The following is a 22,883-nucleotide window of genomic DNA, read 5'->3' on the forward strand; positions in this document are numbered from 1 at the left end:
TTACCCTGCTTTTGGTTTTTCCACACTCACCTTCCAGTCATCACCAAAATAAGTCTTCATTTCACTGTCCAGTTTTGTTTTTTTATCAGTATCGCCTTCATATTTAAGAATAAGCATGGAGGCAACAAACCTCAGACTGCTCTGTTCTCTTGCTGAAGGATCCATCAGTTTTGCTATATCCAGACATTTTTCAAAATACCGGATCATTTTATCTTTTGTCAGCACCGTATCATTCAATGTCGCGATGATCCTGTAACACTCAATCGCCATTGCATATTCTCTTATTTTACGAGCCGTCTCTGCAGCTTTTTCAAATGCTTTTTCTGCCCTGGACTTTTTGGAGTTGCCTAATAAATGGCTTCCATAATTCATATACATCTGAATTTCCAGAGGAGTATCAGGTTCTACTTTTTCAAATATTGTCCGATAGGTATCTTCTGCCCTATCCTTCTTCCTGTCCGCTATATATGCCTGGGTAAGCATGAAATAGGCAGAAATTTCACCCTGTTTATTTTTTTGTTCTCCGGCGAGCTTCACCGCCTTTTTCAATGCGTGCTCTGCTTCTTTGAATCTTTCTTTGCTTAAATGATTACTCGCTATAAGAATCTGCTGCTGGAAGTCTGTATCCGGGCTGTTCTTCTTACGGTTGGTATGAGCGGCAGTATTCTGCATTAACTGATGAATGTCTACCTCTATTCTGAAGCTGTGTGCTGAAGAGATACCGGGCAAAGTCCTGTAATGGTGATGTTCCGCCCAAACCAGTTTTATATCTTTATTTCCCGTTGCTTCACAGATCCTGCACCATTCTTTCACCCATAAAGAAAGTTCTTCGGTATCATTAATCCTGAGCGGGGCAATGTAGATATAGATTTTAGAATCCTTAATATTCGGGAAGTTTTTCTTTAGTTCCAGCAAAGGGTAAAAAGCTTTGTAAGCATCTGTTTTAAAACTTTCATCCGGCTTTTCCAGATTCCAATGGGGAATATCTGCCTCGCTTTTCTTCAGCATTTCATAGAACTCAGTCCATTCATCCAATAAGGTTTGTCCGAAGGAGTTCATTCCGTTAAATTCCTGGTAATGGAGTAAAAAAACATCATCTCCTTCTTCATCTTCAGAAAGCTTCGATTTGATAAATCCATCAAAAAGATCGGTTTCATGTTTTTCTCCCAAACAGATCAGCATAGGCTTTTCTTCGTTTTTTGAAACCACTTTCTGCCATTGTCTTTTTAATTTTACCAACTCCAAATCTACCGGATTCATTAATTCAGTTTTACAGTTCCACTTACAATATTCGTTTCGCTTCCTCCACCGACATTGATTTTTCCTCCACTGCTGAGATTGGCTTCAGTATCACCTCTCATGGAAAGCGTATTGGTTCCGATATCCAGTGTATCGGATTTGATTCCGACACCTGAAGTAGGTTCACCGTCTTCAGGCCCTACTCCAACTCCGATACTCGTTGTTCCGCCAACACCAATATTAACTCCCTGTATAAATATTTCTTTACCTTTAATCTGAATATTTCCCTCTTTATCCATATAAATCGAGCTGCTTCCGCAATTCAGTGTAATGGAAATTTTGCTGTCTATGCTTATATTTCCTGCTCCATCCAGAAAAACAGAATTTTGATCTTTATCTTTTACGGTAATTCCACCGGCATCATCCAGACTCATGGTATGTCCGCTTTTACTGCTTAAGCTTTTAATATTATTTCCGGCACCGCCGCCACCGCCAACTCCGCCATGGAACATTCCTCCCATCACAAACGGACGGTCAGGATGCTGGTGTGCAAAATTGACCACTACCTGATCTCCTTCCTCCGGAATCGCCATAAATCCACGATTTTTACTCACTTTTTCGCTGCCTCCGCCATCAGGAGTCATCACTCTGATATATTCTGTTGTAGTAGAGCCATTCTGCCAGTCGAACTGTACTTTCACTCTTCCCTGATTTAAAGGATCTGCATTGGAAATCACTTTGGCAAACTGGGCATCTGCTTTTGGAGTATGAAACTCCGGGCGGGGAATAAATCCCGTATCAGAAGCTATTGCCTCAAAAGTTCCGGTATAATATCCTCTGGCATCTACCTCATGGTACATATCTGTAATCATTAATTTGGTAAAATAGGTTGTTTCGCTGCTTTCGGCTTTTCTCATTTCAATATCGGCGATACAGCCGGGATAAAGGAATGGTACTGTGGTAACTCCTGAAATAACAAAGACTTCAGCGGCTTTACTTCCGGCAGTTCCTTTCTGGGAAGTTTCTACATCCATGAAAGACACCGCTTTTATAGGAGCTACCCTCAGTGATGGAGTGGTAAAAGTTTTTTCTGAAATTTCGTAGGCTCTCTTCGCAATATCTGAGGTATGATTAATCTTTGAGCTTCCTGCCGTTAATTTTTCATTTTTACTGCTGTTGTAACCGTAAAATGACGGATTCACGTGCTGTGCCTTCATTTTTATCTTGACATCACTCACACTGCTGCCATAGGTTAGCTTTACAGGTTTTTCCTGAGGTGGAAGTTTCCCGAAATGCAGTACTTCGCCATCGTAATAAAACTGTTCACCGTAGGCTTCCGCAATTCGGGCAAGATAGTTATAATGAGTTTCTTCATATTGTGAGCTGTAAGAAACATTTCCATGGGCTGCGTCTACTCTGAAATCGAACGTATTTTGTCCCAGACCTTCTTTGATCACCTGGTCTGCAATACTGTTCAGACTGATTTCCTGCGCTCCGCCAAAACTTTGAATATGGGGTGCTGCATCTAAAAGAACTGTAGGGCTGGATCCTGTAAGAACGATATTTCCCAGGCTTCCTTTTTCCTGGCTGAAACCTACTTCTGTGATGACTCCAACGAAATTTCTTTCCGGCCCGTCTTCAACGTCTTTATATCTGAAAATAACAGTAATTCTTTTTCCCAGAAAGTTCTGAGCTTCTTCCAGATTGTGGTTTTCGGAATTTCCCAGACTATCGTGAGCCAGCATCAGATCAAATTCATGATGTTTTACAGCACTTTGTTTTAACTGAAAATGTTTGAAATGTTTAATGACCTTTCCGTCAATTACGATTTCAAGTTTTACCACACGGTTAATTCCGGCTACCTGATTTCCAGGTATCGTACTGGCATTATAAATTCCTGAAGTTGGCTGCTTAGCCCATACCTTGTCTTCCACCAATGTGGGAGGGTTGGATTGTTTAACCTGGTTCATAAACATTTGGGACCCGTTTTGAGCCATCCCTGTATAGGCCTGGGCCTGAGCCATTTTTTCTGAAGCTTTTTTAATGGTTCCACTTGATTTTTCCTGTACTTCCTGAGCAGCTTTATGAACTGCCTCATCCGTCAATGTTTGTTTAACATTTTTTACAGCTGAAATTTTATCTTGGGAAACAGGCAATTTGGGTGAATGATCGTCCTGAAACATAATGGTAATATTTGATTGATTGGGTGTCAGATTTTTTTAAGCTGAAAGTGATCCGGACCATAAGTTCAGATCATTTCGCTATCCGTGCTTCATCTGTAAAGAGGAATCCGGATATTGAGGTCGTAACAGGGTGTTAAAAGGAAAAGCACGACTATAAGTTTACTTTGTATCCCTGTTGAAATTCAGGATTTCACCTGATTTTATTGTTGTAATATGCAGATTGTAATCATTATTAATTTTTTGTAATTGGATTGGTGGTATTACAAAGATAAAGCGGTAATTGCTATTCAGGAAATTTTCAATGGATAATCTGAAATTTTGTCGTAGTTCTACGACTTTCCATCAATAATTCCAAAATAAATGATTAAAAAAAAGAAATAAATACCTCTATATCAAATAAATATTTAACAATTTTTAATAAATGAAAATGATAAATTTATCACTTAAAATAGAAATAATCTAAAATATTATTATAAAAAACCAGCTGCAAAAAATAAATTTACAGCTGGCTTTATACGTGTAAAAAACTTTTTATTGTTTTCTAAGTTCTGCTACTTTTTTCAGATAAACATCGGTCTGATCAAGAAATTCCTGATCGGTCTGCTGTATTGTCACGTGAGGAATAATCCCCTGTCCTCTTTTCTGATCAGGAAGATTTTGAGCATCCTGAATGACGTGAACAATAGAAAATCCTGTCTGGATTCCGGTATTGGGAAGTTCATACACCAATGGAAGATGGCCATTATGTTCATAATAGCCTCCTACCGTTTCTTTTCCAATCACAACAGCATTGGTATAGGATTTAATAAGGGAAGCAAGGTGTGAAGCTGCAGAAGCTACCCTTTGATCAACAAGCAGATAAAGCTGTCCTTTAAAAGTTCTTTCATTAGGCAAAACGGATGGATTCTTGTCATCTGCCCAGTAATATTTCCCCTGAACACTTTTAGGGTAAAGCTGTTTCAGATAGGCATTAAGGCCATTTTTATCCTGTACTCCGTTAGAGAGAAAAAGAGGAGTTATAATGAGTTTTTCCTCCAAAGGAACTTCATTGAATTGGGTGTACGCATAGTGACTGTCACGGAAAGGTCTTTGTGTAAGATAAGAGAATACTTTTTCATAAAGAGCTCCAGTGCCTCCTGTATTTCCTCTGAGATCAATGATCAGATTCTGTATTTTTTCCTTTTCCAGAGTATCCATCATCTGATCAAGAAAAACACTGAATTTTTTATAGGCCGGATCTTCTTTTCCGGTGGCAAAATCGAATCCTCTCAAAGATAATCTGTAAATTCCTTCTCCTTCTCCTTCTTTGCTGAAGCTATATTTTTCAGACAGCAGTTTTTTGTCAAAGGCAAGCGAATATCTTGATTCCTGAAGTTTTTTGAAACTTTCCAATGGTATTCCTTCCAGAGAAACTTCTTTTACGGCTCCATTCCATTTATATCGGATCACATAATTTTTATGGTTTCCGAATTCCATATAAAATTTATCCAGCATTCCTCTTTCAAAACCTGTTGTTTCCTTGTAAGGCATGGAATAGCCATCAGAAAAATAGTATTGCGAGAAACGGCCGATCATTTCTTTTGCAGAAACTCCGTTGATGGAAAGAATTTCGGCACCAAGAGGTATTGCTGCCTCTTTTGAATCCTGAAGCAGGCGACCGTCAATATTCTTCAGAGTGATGGGCAGATATTCAGGTTTCTGGGTGAGATAATAGGAGGCATGATTGGGTAAATCCGTATAATTATGGCAGCTTCCTTCAAATCCGGTAAGTCTGGCAATGATTTTATAGAAATCAAAAATATTTTTACTGTTTCTGGCTTCTGCTTCCGCCTGCTGGTAAATGCTGTCTATCTGCTTTTTGCTTCTATATACATACAGTCCGGAATTTGCTTTTTCCCTGATCAGGCGAAATGTTCTGAGATCTTCCACAAACTGGTCGGAATTGAACTGGCCGTTCAGAACAGGTACGCTTTTAGATTCGGCAATAGATACTTTTGCGATTTTACTTTTTTCAAGATAAGATTTAGCCCAGATCTTTACTTCATATTTCTTTCCTTTTTCAGGAGTAAAATACAGGCGCTCGATACTTTTTATTCCTCTGGAATCATCCTGTTCTTTCAGTTTCTTTCCATCCATGAACAAAGCAATTCCCAGATTAGCATCAGCCGACTGTACCGAAATCCATGATGGTTTGTGGGCTTGTGGCGAATATTTCAGGGTGTCTCCCGGTTTAAGCTCCAGATGAGTCTGTGCATATGCACTGTTTAAGAATAGCAAAAGAGGAATGATAAGAGGTCTGGTCATTATTATTTTTTTGAATGGGCTAATATACAAATTAACCTCAACCGATTGAATATTCTTCGGCTATTCCCTTTCAGCACTATAGTTTCACACTCATATCCTGTACTTCTTCTGCAGAAAATCCATAGATCTGTGGTGTTTTTACATCCAGAAGGTTCAGATAGATATATAATTCTGCTCTGTGGTGGATTTCATGTTCTGTCATAGCCCGGAGCCATTTCCATACAGAAATTTCATGATTGGCAGGAGTAAGGCATTTCCTGGTAAGATCCTCATCTGAAAGCCCTCTGATCATTTCAAGCGTCTGCCTGTGCATTTCATTAAAAAACTTAACGGTATCCGCATAGCCGTCAGCAAGGTCTTTACCACAACCCGGATAAGCACTTTTCTTTCCTGATATAGTTTCCCCGTACATATACCTTTCAATAGCTGCAATATGTCTTATCTGATCTCCAATGGTAAATTTTCCCGGTTTATAGGAAAAATCAATATGCTCAGGAGGAACAACTTCAATAATGCGGTTGGTTCTCTCTCTTATTTTTTCATAATAATCAATGAATGACTGTACAGTTTTTATTTCCATATCTTTTGCCTGATTTTTATATAAAATGAATATAAGAAATCTGACTTAGTGTTTCATCATAAACCATTCAGAATAAAAAAATCCCCGATAAGTGAGACTAAAATTTGGATGCCTGGTAAATAACCTATATTTTAGTTAAAAATAACCATGATGAAAAGAGGAATCTGCTTGTGTATTATTCTATTAAGCTTTAGAAATCTTACTGCCCAGTCTGCAAAAATTGATACTGAAAAACTTCTTGAGTATTACGAAACACAACGTTATGCTGATGCAGCTACTTATCTTCAGAGCATATATCCCGGAGATACACAGGATATAAAAGCTCTGTCGCAAATAGCCTATTGTAATATGATGGCCGGAAAACTACCGGAAGCAGAAAAAAATTATCTGAAGATCAACACCATTCAACCCGACAGTGTGCCCACTTTATTCAGTTTGGCCAGTATCAATTCCAGACGGGGAAATGTTTCCAATGCCCAAACGTATCTTCAACAGATTATCCGGCTGGACAGTCTTAATTTCAGTGCCTATAAACAGCTTGCTGCTTATGCAGAAACTCCTGAATCCAGACTTTCTTACCTCAAAAAAGCCAATACCCTTAATTCTGCAGATCCCGATGTAGCTTATGATCTTTCTGCAACTTACATCAGCCTCAAACAATATCAGTCTGCGTATGATGTATTGAAAACAGCCATTGCAGCCGATACTGAGAACTTTACTTTACTGCAGGCTCTACTGCCGGCTGCCAACCAACTCCACAAATATCCGGAAGTGATTGAAACAGGTGAAAAGCTCCTGAAAAACCATGCTGATGTTAATGTAATGAATGATCTCGGACAGGCCTATTTTTATGTAAAGGATTATCAGAAATGTATCACGCTTTATAAAACACTGGAAGATATGGGAGTACAAAATGAAGGCACATTATATTTTATGGCCCTGAGCTATCGTGAACTGAAAGATTATAACAATGCTGCCCTCTATGCTCAAAAGACTATTGACGAAGCTATTTCAGATCACACCAACCTTTATTATGCTGCACTGGCAGGCATTTATGAAGCTAAAAACCAGTATAATGATGCTTTGACAGCTTATAAAAGAGGATTAACTTTTGGTACCAGCAATATTATTTATTACCGTTTGGGGCTTCTTTATGATCTCAATCTGAAGCAGCCTAAGAATGCCGCAACATATTATCAGATGTACCTTAAAAACAATCCTGATCAGGACAAGGAAAAAGAGCAGATTGCCTATGCAAAAGGAAGAATTTTTGTTTTAAAACAGACAGGCTCTTTATGATTATAGTCACAAGAAGAATCTCCGGTGATCCGTTAATTTTGTATAGACAATAAACAGAATATTATGGACAATACAACGCAAAACATAGCAGAACGATTTATCCAATATCTAAACGAAGAAAATTTTGATAAGGCAGAAAGCTGTCTTGATCCTGATTTTAAATTTATAGGGGTAATGGGAAAGAGAGAAGGCGCCTCTGTTTACATCAAAGATATGAAGCAGATGAAGTTTAAGTATGAGATTCTTAAGACTTTTACTTCCGGTGAAGATGTTTGTTTCTGGTACAATATTGATATGGGAGAAAAAACAATAGAATCTTCGGGATGGTATCACATAAAGGATGGAAAGATCCGTACTTTAAAAGTTCTGTTTGATCCCAGACCTTTATTAAAAGAGTCTTAAATCCATCCTGTTTTTTTCCTCCATGCGGTATATTCAGCGTCTTTGCTATCAATTTCCGGAATGTCTTCGGTATCCGGGATTTTATTGATATCTGATTCGGAAAGGACCCGCAGATTTACCTTTTCGCGTTCTGTATTTAACTTTTTTTTGTTTTCTACGGGATAAATTATTCCGTCAGAGGTCAACTGAGTACCATACTTTTGAGGTTTACCCTGAAAAACCTGAATCCTGTCGTATAAATAGGCTTTATGGATAGGGTTAATATCATTACAATGCTTTTCCATCATAGCGTAGCTTGTTTTCATAAATTCGGGTTCGCCGATGGCATGCTGGATGATCAGCCATGCTGCATCATAAGCTTCCTCACCTACTTTTGAGATGGTAGGATAACCGATTTCTGCAATAATTTCCCGCAGCCGTTGTGCATTGGCTCTATGAATAGTTTCCATTTCGGGATGATAACCTCCGGAAAGCGCTCCTGATTTCAATAGTTTTTCTCTTACGGACAGGTCTTTGTCAGCCATTTCGATCAGTTCTTTTTCAAAAGGAAGATGGTTCATACTTGATAATTGATGAGTGATAATTAATAGGTGATGATGATACTTTATATGAGCCTGTCAAGGATAAAACGGGCTCTGTTTTTTACTGAAATTTTCGGGACTTCTATGATATTGTAACCATATTCCTGATAAATTTCGTTCATACATTCAAAGGTAAGCATAGATTTCTCGAAGGTTTGTTTTCTTTCAGGGTCATTTTCGTAAATCTCTTTCCATGGCGGCAGAATGAAAACATTGTTATGATAAATCATTTCTCTTGCTTTAACCTCCATAGATTCCGGAACAGGAATATTTTCAAGTTTCATATAACCAAGTGTATCCAGTATTCCACGGTCAAAGAAAACAGGTTTTGCAGAAGCTGTCTGACTTATTCTCAGATAGGTTTTTACAGATTCTTCGAACATCAGTTCTGCAAAAAGTTCTTTGTTAAGCCATGGAAGCCCTTCTCCACCGGAATCCATCTGTTCTTTAATGATTCTCCTTCCTTCTTCAGGTACAGTTATCAGTTCACGGCGGCTTAATTCATCCAGCAACGTTGTTTTTCCTGCTCCGGGACCTCCGGTAATGATATAGAATGTTGAAATATTCTGTTTCATGGGTTTGAATTATAGTATAAAACTCCACCATACAGCAGAATTTCATACTGCGGAGTTTATCTGTTATTTTTAATGATACTTTTATACGTGTTGATGCGGTCTTCTTCCCGGTACATATTACACAATATCAGGAGATCATCGGTATTGTACTTTTGGGCAATTTCATCTAATCTCTGGTTAACAGATTCCGGTGTTTCTATAATAATTCTGTTCAAAACAGTATAGAATTCTTCTTCATCCTTTGCTCCCAGAATCTTCTGTTCTACTGCTTCCGGAGAAAGAACCGCGTTGGGACTTTCCAATTTCCGAGATTGTAAAAACTGATAGGCCATTCCGTAAGCATTCCGTCTGGCATCTTCCATTTTATCTGCTACTGATACCGATACGGCAACCTGCAGAGAAGGCCGGGAAAAATATTGTGTTCTGTCAAATTCTCTGAGATAGGTATCTGTATTTTCCTTTCCGTTCTCACTATTCATAAAAGCAGCGAATGAATATCCAACTCCATGCTTTGCAGCTTCCCGGGCAGAGGTCATTCCTGAGCCCAGCCACATAATTTCCGGAATATGCTGTACATGAGTCGGCTGTGCAATAAGTCCATCATAAACTCCTTCTTCGTCCTTTATGAATTGAATGATCTCTTCCAGCTTTGTTTCCATATTGGATAACACTACCGGTTTATGATTGTTCAGTGCCATGACAGCATCCTTTAAACCTCCGGGAGCTTTTCCCAGGCCTAGAATAAAGCGTTCAGGATATAGGGTCGACAGCATTTTGGTCCATTCTGCAATCTTATAGGCTGAATAGTTTCTCATCATGATTCCGGCAGTTCCTATTTTGATCCGGTTTGTTTTACTGAGAGCAATTGCAGCTAAAAGCTCGGGACTGGAACTTCCATAAGCTTCTACTCCATGATGTTCGGAATACATGATGCTGTGAACCCCTGTTTCTTCAGCCATTACAGCAAGATTAAGACTGTTCTTCAATGCAGATGCCGCACTGCCGCCCATGGAGGTCGGTGACTGATCTAATATCCCTAATTTCAGCTTCATATTGTTGGATCAATTTTATGGTGAAGGTATAAAAAAAGCTTTATGTAACAGAAAATGAAGTGTTATCATTCTTTAGGCGGGAAGACAATTCCCTCATCCTTAATCAGATCGTAACCAAATTTCATGATAGTTTCAATAACCGGAATGGCTTTCTCTCCTTTCTTTGTAAGACTATACTTTACTTTTGGAGGAATTACGGGAAATACTTCCCTGTGAATCATTTCTTTAGCTTCCAGCTCACGCAGCTGACTGGTGAGCATTTTATCTGTAATATGAGGAATATCCTTTTTAAGCTCGCTAAAACGGAGTGGCTTCTCCTGCAGTCTCCACAAAATCGGCATCTTCCATGTTCCGCCGATATGACTTAACGCAAATTCAATAGGAGTATAATACAGTCTTTTATCATGGAAAAATTCAGGCATAACAACGTTTTTTAGATTGACACTTTCAAAAAGGTAAGTATAGAACTAAAAGGTAAGTATATAGTTTTCTGATAGTCTATTCTGCAAATTTGCAAAAAATAATGAATATGAACAGAAATCTTTATGTACTGGCACTAGGTGTTTTCGGAATTACCACTACAGAGTTCGGAGTGATTGGAGTATTACCCGAACTTGCTTCCGCATCCCGGGTTTCCATTGAAAAAGCGGGATGGCTGCTGAGTGCATTTGCATTGATCGTTGCTGTTTTCGGGCCCTTCATGCTTCTTATATTGTCTTCTTTCAAAAGGAAAAACTTATTGATTTTTTCTTTATCGGTTTTTGTTGCTGCCAATATCCTGTCTGCATTTATTACCAGTTTTTATCTCCTTCTCATCGTAAGAATGATTCCTGCATTTTTTCATCCGGTATACTGGTCCATTGCTTTATCTGTTGCCGGGCAAACCTCAGATCCTGCAGAGAAATCCAGGGCTGTTAGTATTATCTTTTCCGGACTTACGCTTGCAACTGTCATGGGAGTGCCATTGGCAACATTTATGTCTGACCTGCTTTCCTGGCAATCCTCTTTTTTACTTACCGCTTCCATTAATGGAGTTGCTCTGGCGGGAGTATGGTTTTATCTGCCATCCATTCAGAATACGGGAGCATCTTCAGGTAAATTTCCCATTAAAATATTCCGGAATAAACATCTATGGAACGGGCTTTTTCTGGCATTCTTCATCATTGCAGCCATGTATTCAACTTATGGTTATATGGCAGATTTTTTAAAGAATGTCACCCAAATGAACGGGAAACAGATCAGTATGCTATTTTTTCTGTTTGGAACCGCAGGAATTGCAGGAAACAGAATTGCAGGAAAATATATGAGCAGGTTTCCGTTTCAGACTACTTTTGTGTTCCTGATTTTATTATCCGGAATCCACCTTCTGATTGGGCATTACGGAAGTTATTTTACACCGATGATTTTAATTGTAATCTTTTGGGGGCTTATTCATTCCGGAGGTTTTCTGATCAGCAATATCAATGTAACATCTTCCTCATCAGAGACCTCTGAGTTCATCAACAGTATTTTTACTTCCTGCGGGAATTTTGCGGTTACTGCAGGTACCCTTTTGGGAGGTTTTTGGATTGACCGTTATGGTATAGAAAATGTAATGTGGTCAAGCATTGCCGGTCTTTTTCTTGCCATGGTTGTGCTGCTTGTTAAAAGGAAACAGACATTAAGTTGTAATAAAAAGCAAAGCTTTCCATGAAATGGAAGGCTTTGTTTATAGAAATAATTATGCACATAAAATATTTCCACAGCCACCACCGCCACCGTTTCCATTAAGATAATAACAGATGGTTGTTGGACAGCCACATGCTATACATTCACTGGCTGCGGCAGGACGGCCACCCGTAATTGTTTTTAAACTTTGTCTCGCGATTTTCTTTAGATTTTTCATAATAATAAGTTATTAGTTTGAAAGGACAAATTAGTAAAAAAATAGCAAAGCACCTTTAGCACAGACTGTTAAATAGTATTAAATTTTATAATGAATAATTTGTTCCCCATAAATCGTCTAAGAAATATTAAAACAATAAACCCCCGCTGTCCAGCAAGGGTCTATTATTGTTGTATCATTGAAAAGCTACTATATTACTCCTTCATGATCTTTTGAACTTCATGAAATTCACTTTCAATCACAGGATCAGGCTTATAAGTCAATAAAGAAACGATCACATTAGTTAGTAAAGAAAGTACAAACCCGGGAATGATTTCGTACCAGTCTTTCAGCGGATGCTGAAGATAGACCCAGGCTAATACTGTAATTCCTCCTACCATCATTCCGGCAAAACCTCCCTGCCATGTTGCCTTTTTCCATAAAAGAGACAGCAGGATCAGGGGCCCGAATGCAGAACCAAAACCTGCCCATGCATTTCCAACCAGATTGAGAATACTATCCTTTGGATCCAGGGATAAAAGTACCGCAATGACAGCTACCAGTAAAACAGAAAGCCTGCTTGCTATTAATAATTGCTTAGGAGTTGCTTTTTTATTCAGAAAAGCTTTGTAAATATCTTCTGTTAATGAACTTGAAGTCACCAATAACTGAGAGGAAATCGTACTCATTACCGCTGCCAGAATAGCTGTAAGTAAAAATCCTGCAATAAACGGATGGAATAATATACGGGAGAAATAAATGAAAATAGTTTCTGCTTCCGTCTTTGATCCGTCAAACTTCATCATGGTATCCATATCGAACTTTTGCAGATAAGCGATTCCTACCAATCCTATGGCCAAAGCTCCCGCAACAGTAAATATCATCCATGTAATTCCTATACGCCTTGCTTTGATCAGATCTTTCGGTTTATCAATGGCCATAAAACGTACCAGAATATGGGGCTGGCCGCAGTATCCCAATCCCCATGCCAGTAAAGAAACAATACTTACAGTCGTTGTTCCTCTGAACAGATCCAGATATTTTGGATTTTTTGCTTCAATCAGAGAAAACGTCTCTCCCACGCTTCCGATCTGGGTAATGGCTACAATCGGAACGATCACCAATGCAAGCACCATGATGGTGCCCTGCACAAAATCAGTAAGACTTACAGCCAGAAACCCACCTAAAAATGTATACAGCACTACCACCAGACTTGTCAGGAGTAAGCCTGCCGTATAATCCATTCCAAAAGCTGATTCGAATAATTTTCCTCCGGATACCATTCCTGCAGAAGTGTACAGGGTAAAAAATACCAGAATGAAAATAGACGACGTGATCTTCAGAAGCTGATTTTTATTTTTAAACCTGTTTTCAAAAAATACAGGTAACGTAATGGCATTCTGTGCCACTTCGGTATAAATTCTGAGTCTTGGGGCTACAATAATATAATTGAGATAAGCACCAATGGTTAATCCTATGGCAATCCAGGAGCTTGAAATTCCGGACAAATACATCGCCCCCGGTACTCCCATCAAAAGCCATCCGCTCATATCGGCAGCTCCCGCAGACAATGCTGTTACGGCAGCTCCCATTTTCCGGCCGCCAATTAAAAACTCTTCTGAATTACTTGTTGATTTTCTATAAGAATATATGCCTATACCTATCATTAATAACAGATACAACCCCACAGAAATCCCTTCATATACTTGCATATCATTATTTTTACGAAGCCGAATATAATGATTTTCTAATGAATAGAATTATGAAAAGCAAACTCAGCTTTTACTTTTGCAGCTTTTTTCGAACTCTGCCAAACAACAAATGATAATATAAAACCGAGCCCCATAAACAAAAACAGAATTATATTTACCCCAAACCTTCTGTAATACTGAGAAAAAAAATAGCAACCAACAAGCAAACTATTGAAACTGTATATAAAAGCTGGTTATCAATCGTTTGTAATCAAACTATTTTTCCCTCGTTTTAAATTTTATAACCAAGTTTTCATCTTTCAGAGGGTATCCTTCTTTAGACCTGAAACTTTTATTAGTGAGTATAAATTCATATTCTTTGCCGGGCTTTACATCTACTCCCAAGACCAACGTTTTATCATTATTTTCCATTCCTTTCACTTTGGTCATCGGCATATATTCTTTTCCTTTATCAGAAAGATTAAAAGAAAAGTATTCCGGTACCATTTCCTGTGAAAAAGTAATTCTGAGTTCTTTTATATCAGCACTTACGCTCGCAGAGCCATTTTCAGGATCTATTTTTACAACATATGGCTGCTTCTTACGATATTCTTTCAAAAGATCAGCGGTTTTTTCCTTGAAAAACTTTGATTTGTCCAGGAAATCTTCAACAGCTTTATTATCATCATAATTCAGCTCAATAATATCTTTGATAGCCTGCTTTTTATCTTTGGTATTCTGGTAGTACATTTTACTGATTTCATACCCCACATAATACCCTAAATCAGCTCCTTCTCCTTTTTGTCTTCCATTATAAAACCAGTTGGGAAGATTACCGCTAAACATTTCTTTTTTAAACTGAGCTTTAATTTCAGCTTCGTGCGCTATTCCGTATGAAATATATTTCCTTTTCAAAGGTTCATTCATCACAAGTTCGGCAATCAGATCACATGATCCTTCCTTTATGGCCTGGTTTAAAACCCTGTTTTGATTTCCGCTCTGCTGGGTATGGATATATTCATGAATATTCAGGGAAACGATATTATCCAGAGACTGATTGGCAAAAACACCCTTCAGCCATTCATCTTTAAATTCTGAGACCTCTGTAGCTTCTGTTCCGCTGGCAAGTTCTGCACCTACCAATACCATATTTCCGCTCACAGTTCCGCCAGAGTTAAGTGCCCCAATTGTAAAATACATTTCGGCATCTTTAAGTTCAGGATACAATTTCTTCAACCTGGCAACACCTGCTTCCAACTCTTTGGTCTTGGTTTTTATCGTTAAGGTATTCGGCCTGACTGAATTCCAGAATTTAGGATATTTTTCTATGGCTTTCACATATACACTATCGTTATAATCTCTGGCATCCATAAAAGCTTTTAAGCCTTTTGTTGCTTTGTCAGTATAGAGTCGTTTGATAAGATCAAGCTTTCCGGAATAATCATTTGTTTTTTGAATGCTGTCATAAGCCACCCAAAAATTATCAATATCTGAAGTAAAAATCCTTGTTGATTTCTGTGAAAAAGCACTTGCAAATACAAGCGAAAGAATAATAGTCGAAATACGCTTCATGGCTGTTTTTAATACAACAATGATACATACAATTATTGTATTCTACAAATATCGTTTATCGTTTGCACACAATAGAATTAAAAGAATAACAGAAACATCCTCATCATAATAACTCCAAAAAAGTAAGGTGTAAATCTGCATTTTACTCTTTATTTATATTAATTCCAAATAATTTTAATTCTTTCCATCTTTTTATCACAAATATTTAATACTTTAGCTTAATAATTTGAACGAATGGGAATAATCCTTAAACCAATTGATATTGTAGATGACATTTCACAGGAAGATTTCCGTGAAAAATATCTAAAGCCATGTAAGCCGGTGGTAATCAGAAATATGGCAAGAAAGTGGCCCGCTTATCAGAAATGGACGATGGATTACATGAAAGAAGTAGTAGGCGATGTTGAAGTTCCCCTTTATGATAGTTCCAAAGCAGATCCTGCCGCTCCTATCAATACTCCGACTACAAAAATGCCTTTTCGTGATTATGTTGATCTTATTCAGAAAGAGCCTACAGATCTGAGAATTTTTTTCTTTGACCCTATAAAATTTGCTCCCAAACTGTTGGACGACTATGTGCCACCAAAAAATCTTATGGGTGGATTTTTAGATAAATATCCCAGTATGTTTTTCGGAGGTAAAGGTTCTGTGACATTCCTTCATTACGATATTGATATGCCACATATTTTCCATACCCATTTCAATGGAAGAAAGCATGTTCTTCTGTTTGAATACAAATGGAAAACACGTCTGTATAAACTTCCTTATGCCACCTATGCACTGGAAGATTATGATATTGCCAATCCTGACTTTGAAAAGTTTCCGGCTTTGAACGGTATAGAAGGCATTGAATGTTTTCTGGAGCACGGAGATACCTTATTTATGCCTACAGGCTGGTGGCACTGGATGAAATATCTGGACGGATCGTTCTCTATTTCCCTGCGTGCCTGGGATAAAAGCTGGGCTGTAAAAGCACATTCTCTATGGAATCTTGCTGTTCAGCGTAATTTTGATAACTTTATGAAAGCCAGATACAAGAAAAGGTATATGGACTGGAAAGAAAGAAAAGCAGTAGAAAAAGCCCATATCGCTTTGAAAAAAGGACTGCCAAAATAAAATAAAAGTGGATGATTCTGAGCGAATCATCCACTTTTTTTATTCACTTTTGAGATGTATTGCAAAAAATAATTAAATTGCAAACGTTCCCTAAATACAAAAATACACATATATGTTTGAAAAATTAATTGATAGCTTTGAGAAGCTGTGCCTTCAGATTATTATTGAAATCTTATTGGTTCCGGTAACCATCTTCAAATTGTTTCAGGATCCCCGCCGATGTTATGACCTGTCTGCTCACGAGATGGAAAAAGAGGAAACTGAACGTTTTCACGACTACCTATCTCCTATCAAACTGTCTGTTTATACCTCTGTGATTGTCTCTGTTCTTTTAATGGATTATGGTGGTGAGCATAATATTATTTCAAAGATCAAAGGGCTCAGTATGGTAGAAAAAGCGCTCTTTATATTTTTGATGAATAATATTACTGCGGTATTATTCACCGTTGCCATATTATGGTACAAAAAAGAAAAAGTGAATACCGTCACCTTCCGGACCTTATTATTTTCTTTTATTTATACAACCGTATACACCTCTACTCCTTTTTTTATATTAATCAGCTCGGCTATGTTTCTGGGACAAACTTTGAATGTAAATGCTTACATACAAAGCCTGGACAAGATAAATAATTATGGAACAAGAGAATATTTGCTCATTCTCGTTATTCTGGCTTTTATTATCATTGGAATTATCGGAATTTTCAAGCTTTTCAAAGCGTTGCATTATATTCTGAAAAATAACTTCACTTATCATCCTTATATCGTATGGTTTTTTACCTTACTTTTCTTTGTTATTCAGCTATATTATACAAAAGGATTTATTTAAAAACCAACACCTACCAGTCTGTTCATATTTTATTTACATTTGTAAAAATTTTACATTATGCCCAAACCTCGCGAAAGAATAATAAGCACTGCAATGGTTCTCTTCCATCGGCAAGGTTACAACAATACGGGCATCAATCAAATAATTGAGGAGTCTAAGGTATCCAAGGCAAGCTTTTACCAGCATTTTAAGTCTAAAGATGATCTTTGCATAGAATTTCTTAATAAAAGATATGATTACTGGGTGTCTGAACTTGAAAAATTCACAGCAGAAGCAGAAACACTACAAGAAAAGTTCCGGAAATCCTTCGATTTCCTGATCGACATGAATGAAAGAGAAGATTTCAGAGGATGCAGCTTTCTGAATATTTTGTCAGAAATTCCTGCAGATAAGGAAGAAATTCATAAAGTAATCCGTGATCATAAAATAAAGTTGAGAGAATCCTTCAATGAAGATATCCAAAACGATATGATTTCAGCCCATATCTATCTTCTTTTTGAAAGTTCGATCCTGACCAGTCAGCTTTACAGATCCAATGAACTGATTGAAAAATCTAAAGTGATCGTACAGGATATACTGAACGCCTCCCATTAATCCTTCAGATATGCACATTCCTGATCTTCATTCTTTTTTGAAAACAGACCTTCATTTATCAACTGAAATTACTTATCCTGCTAAAACGATCCTGCTTGAGGAAGGAAAGATCTCAGATAAGATGTTCCTTGTAAAAAAAGGAGCCTTAAGAATATTCTTCTATCAGGACGGAAAAGAACTTACCCTGGAGTTTATAACAGAAAACCAGGCAGTTTCATCTTTTGACAGCTTCCTGAATGGCAATCCCAGCGATTTTGTTATTGAAACTCTGGAATCAACTACCGTTTATGAATTACAGGCTGAAACTTTTCACAGGCTCATGGAAAATGAGGAATTCCAGCATATTTTCCTACCACTTTTTTACAAACGTTTCAGTGAAATTAATAAACGGCTGATTTCTTTTATCAGAGATTCACCTCAGGAAAGGTATCAGCAGCTTCTCAAAAACAGACCGGAGCTTCTTCTGCGCTTTCCGCAGCATTATATTGCCTCTTATCTTGGAATCACAAGTGTTTCACTAAGCAGAATACGCAACCGTAAGTAATTTCTTTACAATTGTTATCGTTTAGTCATGAGTCTGTAAGGTAATTTTGCTTCAAAATAATAAAATTATGCAGCATTTTATCCGGCAGGTATTCCAAGAAGTATTAGAAAATCCGGTATTTGACGAATTATTAATTGAGAAATATTTTTCAAAAGAATACATTCAGATTGTTGATCATTCTCAGCTTACTTATGATGAATTTGTTCTTCACATCAGAAAACTGAAAGAAAAAGTGGCTGAACAGAAGCTTGATATCATCAGCCACGCTGAAAATGGGAATATCATATTTACCCACCACATAGCAAAATCCACCCTAAAAGATGGAAGTAAGGTGGTACATAAAGTATTGGCAGAATTTACTATCCAGAATCATCAGATTATACGATGTAATGAATTGACTTTACTTCTAGAGGGGAATACTGTTGAAAAGAATTTAGGATCTGAAAGGTAAACAATCACTGCATATTTCCTTTCAACAAACAGTTTCTATATTAACAATTCTTAAGAAAACCTTAATTTTCTCTTCAACGCATTTGCCAAACAGACGTTTAATTTTACTGTTATTTTTATCTAAAATATTAAAAGTGAAGAAAATTTTTACGTCTGTTTTGTTTTGTGCCTCTATTTTTTTCTATGCGCAAAACGGTTCTTTGTCCGGAAATATCAATGATGATTCAAAGATAGCCCTACCTGGAGCCAAGATCTCTTTAAGCCCGGGAAATATATATACCACTTCGGATGAGCACGGAAACTTTGTATTTCTGAATGTTCCTCCTGGAAGCTATACCATGAAAATTGACTACCTCGGTTATGGTGTGCATGAGTATACTGTAACGGTAGAACCTGAAAAAAACACCCGTCAGAATATTATCTTCGACAAGAAAGAGACATCCATTGCAGCCATTGTAGTTTCGGGAGCGACTCTGAAAAATCAGGCAAGAGCCTTGAATAAACAAAGAAATAACGCCAATATTACCAATGTGATTTCTTCTGATCAGATCGGACGTTTTCCGGATGCCAATATCGGAGATGCTTTGAAACGTGTTCCGGGAATTACGATACAAAATGACCAAGGTGAAGCCAGAAACCTTATCATCAGAGGGCTTGCTCCCAATCTGAACTCCGTTACGCTGAATGGCGACCGGATTCCGTCTGCTGAAGGAGATAACCGTAATGTACAGATGGACTTGATCCCTTCCGATATGATTTCTACTATAGAAGTTAATAAAACCCTCACTCCGGATATGGACGCCGATGCCATCGGAGGTTCCGTAAACCTTATTACCAGGGCTTCCCCGAACGGACAGAGGATTTCCGCAACCGTTGCCGGAGGATACAATCCCATCCGTGAAAAAGGAAATTACACTGCCGGATTTGTGTACGGAAACCGTTTTCTGGATAAAAAATTAGGCGCGGTATTCAGTTTTTCCTATAACAACAACAATTTTGGTTCGGACAATATAGAACCCGTATGGAGCCAGGCCAATGATCTTGCCCAAACGGTTTATGTAAGCAAAATGGGAGTTCGCTATTATAATGAACACCGTATCAGACATAGTTTTGATCTCAACATGGATTATGAGTTCAATTCCAAAAATAAGATCTATGCTTCTGCGATGTACAACTTCAGGAATGATAAGGAAACCAGATTTGCTTTAGGATATAAAATAAAACCTGTTTATAATGCTGATGAAACTGAGATTACAGACTGGAAAGGAAGTATCACAAGACAAAATAAAGGAGGTGATGCCGATAATGACAATACCCGTCTGGAAAAACAAAAAGTTCAGAACTATGCTTTACGAGGAGAACATTTATTAGGTTCTAAAGTTGACCTCGACTGGGCTGTCAATTACGCCATCGCAAGTGAAGATAAGCCTCATCAGCGTTATATAGAGTTTGAAAACAGCAAAATGAACTTCGCTCCTGACCTTAGCAATCCTGAAAAACCTGTGATCAACCTTCTCGCAGCAGACAATCTGGGAAGCTATAAACTGAGTGATCTCTCGGATGCCAATAACTTTACTCAGGAAAAAGAACTGGGAGCAAAAGTGAATGTACGTTTTCCGTTTTCCGTGATTGATGGTCAGAAAGGAAGACTTCGTACCGGTTTCCGGATGCGTTTGAAGAAAAAGGAAAGAGAGAATGATTTCTACGCTTTTACACCTGTTAACAATATGGGAAGTCTTTTATCGGTGCCAACCATACACCTTAATGGTGAAAACTTCCAGCCGGGAAATTATGTTCCGGGAACATTTGTTGATCCTTCTTTCCTTGGCGGATTGGATTTATTCAATCCAACTTTATTTAACGGTAAGCTGAAACCTGAAAAGTATCTTTCCAGCAACTACAATGCAAAAGAGCAGATCTATGCAGGTTATATCCGATGGGATCAGGACTTTAATGATAAACTATCCATGATCGTTGGAGCCCGTATTGAAACAACCCAGATTGATTACACCGGAAATTATGTCATGAATGAGAAGGATCTGGTAGGGCAAATCAATAATACCAATACGTATACCAATATCCTTCCGAATATTTCCTTCAAATATGTCCCGGTGCAGGATCTTGTCCTTCGTGCAGCATTTACTACCGCTCTTGCCCGCCCGAACTATTATTCTTTAGTTCCTTACCTGAATGTTATTTCAGAAGATGAAATTGTTGCAGCAGGAAATCCGAATCTGAAGGCAACCTATGCCTACAATTTTGATTTCATGGCAGAAAAATATTTCAAGTCTGTAGGGATTCTTTCCGGAGGTGTTTTCTATAAAAATCTTAACGATTTCATTTATACGTATTCCAAAAGAAATTATACCGCGAACGACTTTGCCAATGATTTTGCGGGACAAACCAACCCAATTCCGGCCGGAGAAAGCAACTGGAAATTTACCCAGCAGCGTAATGGTGACAATGTAGATATTTATGGGTTTGAAGTTGCTTTGCAAAGACAGCTTGATTTCATTCCCGGAGCTTTCTGGAAAGGACTTGGAGTGTATGTCAACTATACTTATACTAAATCCAAAGCAAAAGGAATTACCAATGAAGAAGGCATTGAAAGAACAGATGTAGGGTTTCCGGGAGCTGCTCCTCATATGTTCAACGGATCTCTTTCATGGGAAAACAAACGTTTTTCAGCAAGAGTTTCCATGAACTATGCTTCTCATTATATTGATGAGCTTGGTGGCAAGGCATTTGATGACCGTTATTACGACAAACAGTTTTTCCTTGATGCTAATGCTTCCTACAAGATTACGACCCAGCTCAGAGTTTTTGCAGAAGCCAATAATCTGACGAACCAGCCGTTAAGATACTACCAGGGAATCCCAAGCAGAACCGCACAGGCTGAATATTACAGACCAAGGTTTACGATGGGAGTGAAATTTGATTTTTAAAATAAACATGAAAAACATACATTATATACTAGCACTTGCAGTTCTTCCTTTTGTGATCAGCTGCAAAGGGCAGAAAGAAGCCATAGAAAAATTAAAACCTGCTGTTATCACAGAAACAGTAGTTCATGATACGGATGATCCTGCCATATGGATCAATTCTCAGGATGCTTCAAAAAGTATAATCATCGGCACAGATAAAGATACGGATGGAGGTTTGTACGCCTTTGATCTTAACGGAAAAATCATCCATAAAGTATTAGGATTGAAACGTCCCAACAATGTTGATCTTGAATATGGTTTTATTTTAAATGGAAAGAAAACAGACATCGCTGCCGTAACGGAAAGGGAAACGAACAAAGTAAAATTATATTCGCTTCCTGAACTGAAAGAAGTGGGAGAAGTCTCTGTATTTGAAGGAGAAACGGAACGTGGTCCGATGGGAGTTTCAATGTATAAAAATCCGCAGACAGAAGAAATATTTGTCATTGTAGGAAGAAAATCTGGTCCTGCTGACGGCTACCTATCGCAATATAAGCTTACGGAGAAAAATGGCTCTATCACCGGAGAAGTTGTCCGTAAATTCGGAAAATACAGTGGCCTGAAAGAGATTGAAAGCATTGCTGTAGATGACGAAATGGGCTATATCTACTATTCTGATGAGCAGTTTGGAGTTCATAAATACTATGCTGATCCGGAAAAAGGTAATGAGGAATTAGCTGTTTTCGGAAAAGGTGATTTTAAATCTGATGTGGAAGGAATTTCCATCTATCCTACTGATAAAGGGAAAGGTTATATTCTGGTTTCGAATCAGCAGAATGATACCTTTAATGTCTACTTAAGAGAAGACCAATCAAAGGGGAGAATTGCAGAAATTCCGGTTTCTACATTAGAAAGTGATGGTTCTGAAGTGACCCATGTTAACTTGGGTGCAAAATTCCCGAAAGGCGTTTTTGTTGCGATGAGCAATGGCAGAGTATTTCATTATTATGACTGGAGAGTGATTGAAAAAGCCATTAAATCTGCGGTAAAGGCTGGAAAATAAAAGAATCTTGAATCATTAAGGCTG

General features: G+C 38.0%; 21 protein-coding genes. 10 read left to right on the top strand and 11 right to left on the bottom strand.

Translation table 11 applies throughout. The features are described 5' to 3' along the window. The 4 genes from LIV57_RS04145 to LIV57_RS04160 form a co-directional block, all read right to left on the bottom strand. Positions 1–1,260 carry a tetratricopeptide repeat protein gene (locus LIV57_RS04145; RefSeq protein WP_227941543.1) on the bottom strand — a complete coding sequence of 420 codons (1,260 nt, stop codon included), beginning with the start codon at positions 1,258–1,260 and terminating at the stop codon, positions 1–3. Continuing rightward, entirely contained in the window at positions 1,260–3,422 is a 2,163-nt protein-coding gene (locus LIV57_RS04150; RefSeq protein WP_227941544.1) for a type VI secretion system Vgr family protein, read from the bottom strand. Before LIV57_RS04150 ends, LIV57_RS04145 begins: the two co-directional genes overlap by 1 nt. A 531-nt stretch (positions 3,423–3,953) precedes the next feature. After that, entirely contained in the window at positions 3,954–5,726 is a 1,773-nt protein-coding gene (locus tag LIV57_RS04155) for a S41 family peptidase (RefSeq protein WP_227941545.1), read from the bottom strand. Positions 5,727–5,802: 76 nt separating this feature from the next. Continuing rightward, positions 5,803–6,306 (bottom strand): DinB family protein, encoded by a 504-nt coding sequence (locus tag LIV57_RS04160; RefSeq protein WP_227941546.1) that lies wholly within the window; start codon positions 6,304–6,306, stop codon positions 5,803–5,805. A 147-nt stretch (positions 6,307–6,453) separates the two neighbouring features. Between LIV57_RS04160 and LIV57_RS04165 the strand changes: the two genes are divergently transcribed. Beyond that, the gene (locus LIV57_RS04165) at positions 6,454–7,605 is read left to right on the top strand and encodes a tetratricopeptide repeat protein (RefSeq protein WP_227941547.1); all 1,152 of its coding nucleotides are present in this window, start codon (positions 6,454–6,456) and stop codon (positions 7,603–7,605) included. A gap of 63 nt (positions 7,606–7,668) precedes the next feature. Next, a complete protein-coding gene (locus tag LIV57_RS04170) occupies positions 7,669–8,007 on the top strand; it encodes a nuclear transport factor 2 family protein (protein ID WP_227941548.1) in 339 nt (112 codons plus the stop codon). Here the strand turns inward: LIV57_RS04170 and LIV57_RS04175 are convergent. The 4 genes from LIV57_RS04175 to LIV57_RS04190 form a co-directional block, all read right to left on the bottom strand. After that, positions 8,004–8,567, bottom strand: coding sequence for a DUF6624 domain-containing protein (locus LIV57_RS04175; RefSeq protein WP_227941549.1), 564 nt, complete (start codon positions 8,565–8,567; stop codon positions 8,004–8,006). The genes LIV57_RS04170 and LIV57_RS04175 overlap by 4 nt on opposite strands. Positions 8,568–8,611: 44 nt before the next feature. Continuing rightward, positions 8,612–9,163 (bottom strand): AAA family ATPase, encoded by a 552-nt coding sequence (locus LIV57_RS04180; protein WP_227941550.1) that lies wholly within the window; start codon positions 9,161–9,163, stop codon positions 8,612–8,614. Between the two features lie 56 nt (positions 9,164–9,219). Next, positions 9,220–10,215: an MsnO8 family LLM class oxidoreductase gene (locus tag LIV57_RS04185; protein WP_227941551.1), complete on the bottom strand. Its 996-nt coding sequence runs from the start codon at positions 10,213–10,215 to the stop codon at positions 9,220–9,222. 65 nt (positions 10,216–10,280) lie between these two features. After that, positions 10,281–10,637, bottom strand: coding sequence for a winged helix-turn-helix transcriptional regulator (locus LIV57_RS04190; RefSeq protein WP_227941552.1), 357 nt, complete (start codon positions 10,635–10,637; stop codon positions 10,281–10,283). 107 nt (positions 10,638–10,744) lie between these two features. Here LIV57_RS04190 and LIV57_RS04195 point away from each other — a divergent pair, with 107 nt between their 5' ends. After that, positions 10,745–11,908: an MFS transporter gene (locus tag LIV57_RS04195; protein ID WP_227941553.1), complete on the top strand. Its 1,164-nt coding sequence runs from the start codon at positions 10,745–10,747 to the stop codon at positions 11,906–11,908. 27 nt (positions 11,909–11,935) lie between these two features. On the opposite strand, the gene LIV57_RS04200 is transcribed toward LIV57_RS04195, so the two are convergent. The 3 genes from LIV57_RS04200 to LIV57_RS04210 all read right to left on the bottom strand — a co-directional run bounded on the left by LIV57_RS04200 (position 11,936) and on the right by LIV57_RS04210 (position 15,342). Then, complete coding sequence (locus LIV57_RS04200; protein ID WP_227941554.1) at positions 11,936–12,100, bottom strand: bacteriocin-like protein; 165 nt, start codon at positions 12,098–12,100, stop codon at positions 11,936–11,938. A 194-nt stretch (positions 12,101–12,294) separates the two neighbouring features. Further along, positions 12,295–13,791 carry a sodium/proline symporter PutP gene (gene putP / locus LIV57_RS04205; RefSeq protein WP_227941555.1) on the bottom strand — a complete coding sequence of 499 codons (1,497 nt, stop codon included), beginning with the start codon at positions 13,789–13,791 and terminating at the stop codon, positions 12,295–12,297. 255 nt (positions 13,792–14,046) lie between these two features. Continuing rightward, a complete protein-coding gene (locus LIV57_RS04210; RefSeq protein WP_227941556.1) occupies positions 14,047–15,342 on the bottom strand; it encodes an Ig-like domain-containing protein in 1,296 nt (431 codons plus the stop codon). A 234-nt stretch (positions 15,343–15,576) separates the two neighbouring features. Between LIV57_RS04210 and LIV57_RS04215 the strand changes: the two genes are divergently transcribed. The 7 genes from LIV57_RS04215 (at position 15,577) to LIV57_RS04245 (ending at position 22,859) form a co-directional block, all read left to right on the top strand. Next, positions 15,577–16,458, top strand: coding sequence for a cupin-like domain-containing protein (locus tag LIV57_RS04215; protein WP_227941557.1), 882 nt, complete (start codon positions 15,577–15,579; stop codon positions 16,456–16,458). Positions 16,459–16,570: 112 nt separating this feature from the next. Further along, positions 16,571–17,284, top strand: a complete 714-nt coding sequence (locus LIV57_RS04220) for a hypothetical protein (protein WP_227941558.1) — start codon at positions 16,571–16,573, stop codon at positions 17,282–17,284. 57 nt (positions 17,285–17,341) lie between these two features. After that, the gene (locus LIV57_RS04225; protein ID WP_227941559.1) at positions 17,342–17,878 is read left to right on the top strand and encodes a TetR/AcrR family transcriptional regulator; all 537 of its coding nucleotides are present in this window, start codon (positions 17,342–17,344) and stop codon (positions 17,876–17,878) included. Between the two features lie 10 nt (positions 17,879–17,888). Beyond that, on the top strand, positions 17,889–18,422 hold the full coding sequence (locus LIV57_RS04230; RefSeq protein WP_227941560.1) for a Crp/Fnr family transcriptional regulator: 534 nt from the start codon (positions 17,889–17,891) through the stop codon (positions 18,420–18,422). A gap of 67 nt (positions 18,423–18,489) precedes the next feature. Continuing rightward, entirely contained in the window at positions 18,490–18,873 is a 384-nt protein-coding gene (locus tag LIV57_RS04235; RefSeq protein WP_227941561.1) for a hypothetical protein, read from the top strand. Between the two features lie 133 nt (positions 18,874–19,006). After that, positions 19,007–21,817 (top strand): TonB-dependent receptor, encoded by a 2,811-nt coding sequence (locus LIV57_RS04240; protein WP_227941562.1) that lies wholly within the window; start codon positions 19,007–19,009, stop codon positions 21,815–21,817. Between the two features lie 7 nt (positions 21,818–21,824). Further along, positions 21,825–22,859, top strand: coding sequence for a phytase (locus tag LIV57_RS04245; RefSeq protein ID WP_227941563.1), 1,035 nt, complete (start codon positions 21,825–21,827; stop codon positions 22,857–22,859). Positions 22,860–22,883: the final 24 nt, after the last annotated feature.

It is taken from the genome of Chryseobacterium sp. X308 (assembly GCF_020733145.1).
Lineage (GTDB): Bacteria > Bacteroidota > Bacteroidia > Flavobacteriales > Weeksellaceae > Chryseobacterium > Chryseobacterium cupriresistens.

Coding starts and splice junctions, on each gene's coding strand:
- LIV57_RS04145 (WP_227941543.1), bottom strand. CDS start 1,260: ATGAATCCGGTAGATTTGGAGTTGGTAAAATTAAAAAGACAATGGCAG.
- LIV57_RS04150 (WP_227941544.1), bottom strand. CDS start 3,422: ATGTTTCAGGACGATCATTCACCCAAATTGCCTGTTTCCCAAGATAAA.
- LIV57_RS04155 (WP_227941545.1), bottom strand. CDS start 5,726: ATGACCAGACCTCTTATCATTCCTCTTTTGCTATTCTTAAACAGTGCA.
- LIV57_RS04160 (WP_227941546.1), bottom strand. CDS start 6,306: ATGGAAATAAAAACTGTACAGTCATTCATTGATTATTATGAAAAAATA.
- LIV57_RS04165 (WP_227941547.1), top strand. CDS start 6,454: ATGATGAAAAGAGGAATCTGCTTGTGTATTATTCTATTAAGCTTTAGA.
- LIV57_RS04170 (WP_227941548.1), top strand. CDS start 7,669: ATGGACAATACAACGCAAAACATAGCAGAACGATTTATCCAATATCTA.
- LIV57_RS04175 (WP_227941549.1), bottom strand. CDS start 8,567: ATGAACCATCTTCCTTTTGAAAAAGAACTGATCGAAATGGCTGACAAA.
- LIV57_RS04180 (WP_227941550.1), bottom strand. CDS start 9,163: ATGAAACAGAATATTTCAACATTCTATATCATTACCGGAGGTCCCGGA.
- LIV57_RS04185 (WP_227941551.1), bottom strand. CDS start 10,215: ATGAAGCTGAAATTAGGGATATTAGATCAGTCACCGACCTCCATGGGC.
- LIV57_RS04190 (WP_227941552.1), bottom strand. CDS start 10,637: ATGCCTGAATTTTTCCATGATAAAAGACTGTATTATACTCCTATTGAA.
- LIV57_RS04195 (WP_227941553.1), top strand. CDS start 10,745: ATGAACAGAAATCTTTATGTACTGGCACTAGGTGTTTTCGGAATTACC.
- LIV57_RS04200 (WP_227941554.1), bottom strand. CDS start 12,100: ATGAAAAATCTAAAGAAAATCGCGAGACAAAGTTTAAAAACAATTACG.
- putP (WP_227941555.1), bottom strand. CDS start 13,791: ATGCAAGTATATGAAGGGATTTCTGTGGGGTTGTATCTGTTATTAATG.
- LIV57_RS04210 (WP_227941556.1), bottom strand. CDS start 15,342: ATGAAGCGTATTTCGACTATTATTCTTTCGCTTGTATTTGCAAGTGCT.
- LIV57_RS04215 (WP_227941557.1), top strand. CDS start 15,577: ATGGGAATAATCCTTAAACCAATTGATATTGTAGATGACATTTCACAG.
- LIV57_RS04220 (WP_227941558.1), top strand. CDS start 16,571: ATGTTTGAAAAATTAATTGATAGCTTTGAGAAGCTGTGCCTTCAGATT.
- LIV57_RS04225 (WP_227941559.1), top strand. CDS start 17,342: ATGCCCAAACCTCGCGAAAGAATAATAAGCACTGCAATGGTTCTCTTC.
- LIV57_RS04230 (WP_227941560.1), top strand. CDS start 17,889: ATGCACATTCCTGATCTTCATTCTTTTTTGAAAACAGACCTTCATTTA.
- LIV57_RS04235 (WP_227941561.1), top strand. CDS start 18,490: ATGCAGCATTTTATCCGGCAGGTATTCCAAGAAGTATTAGAAAATCCG.
- LIV57_RS04245 (WP_227941563.1), top strand. CDS start 21,825: ATGAAAAACATACATTATATACTAGCACTTGCAGTTCTTCCTTTTGTG.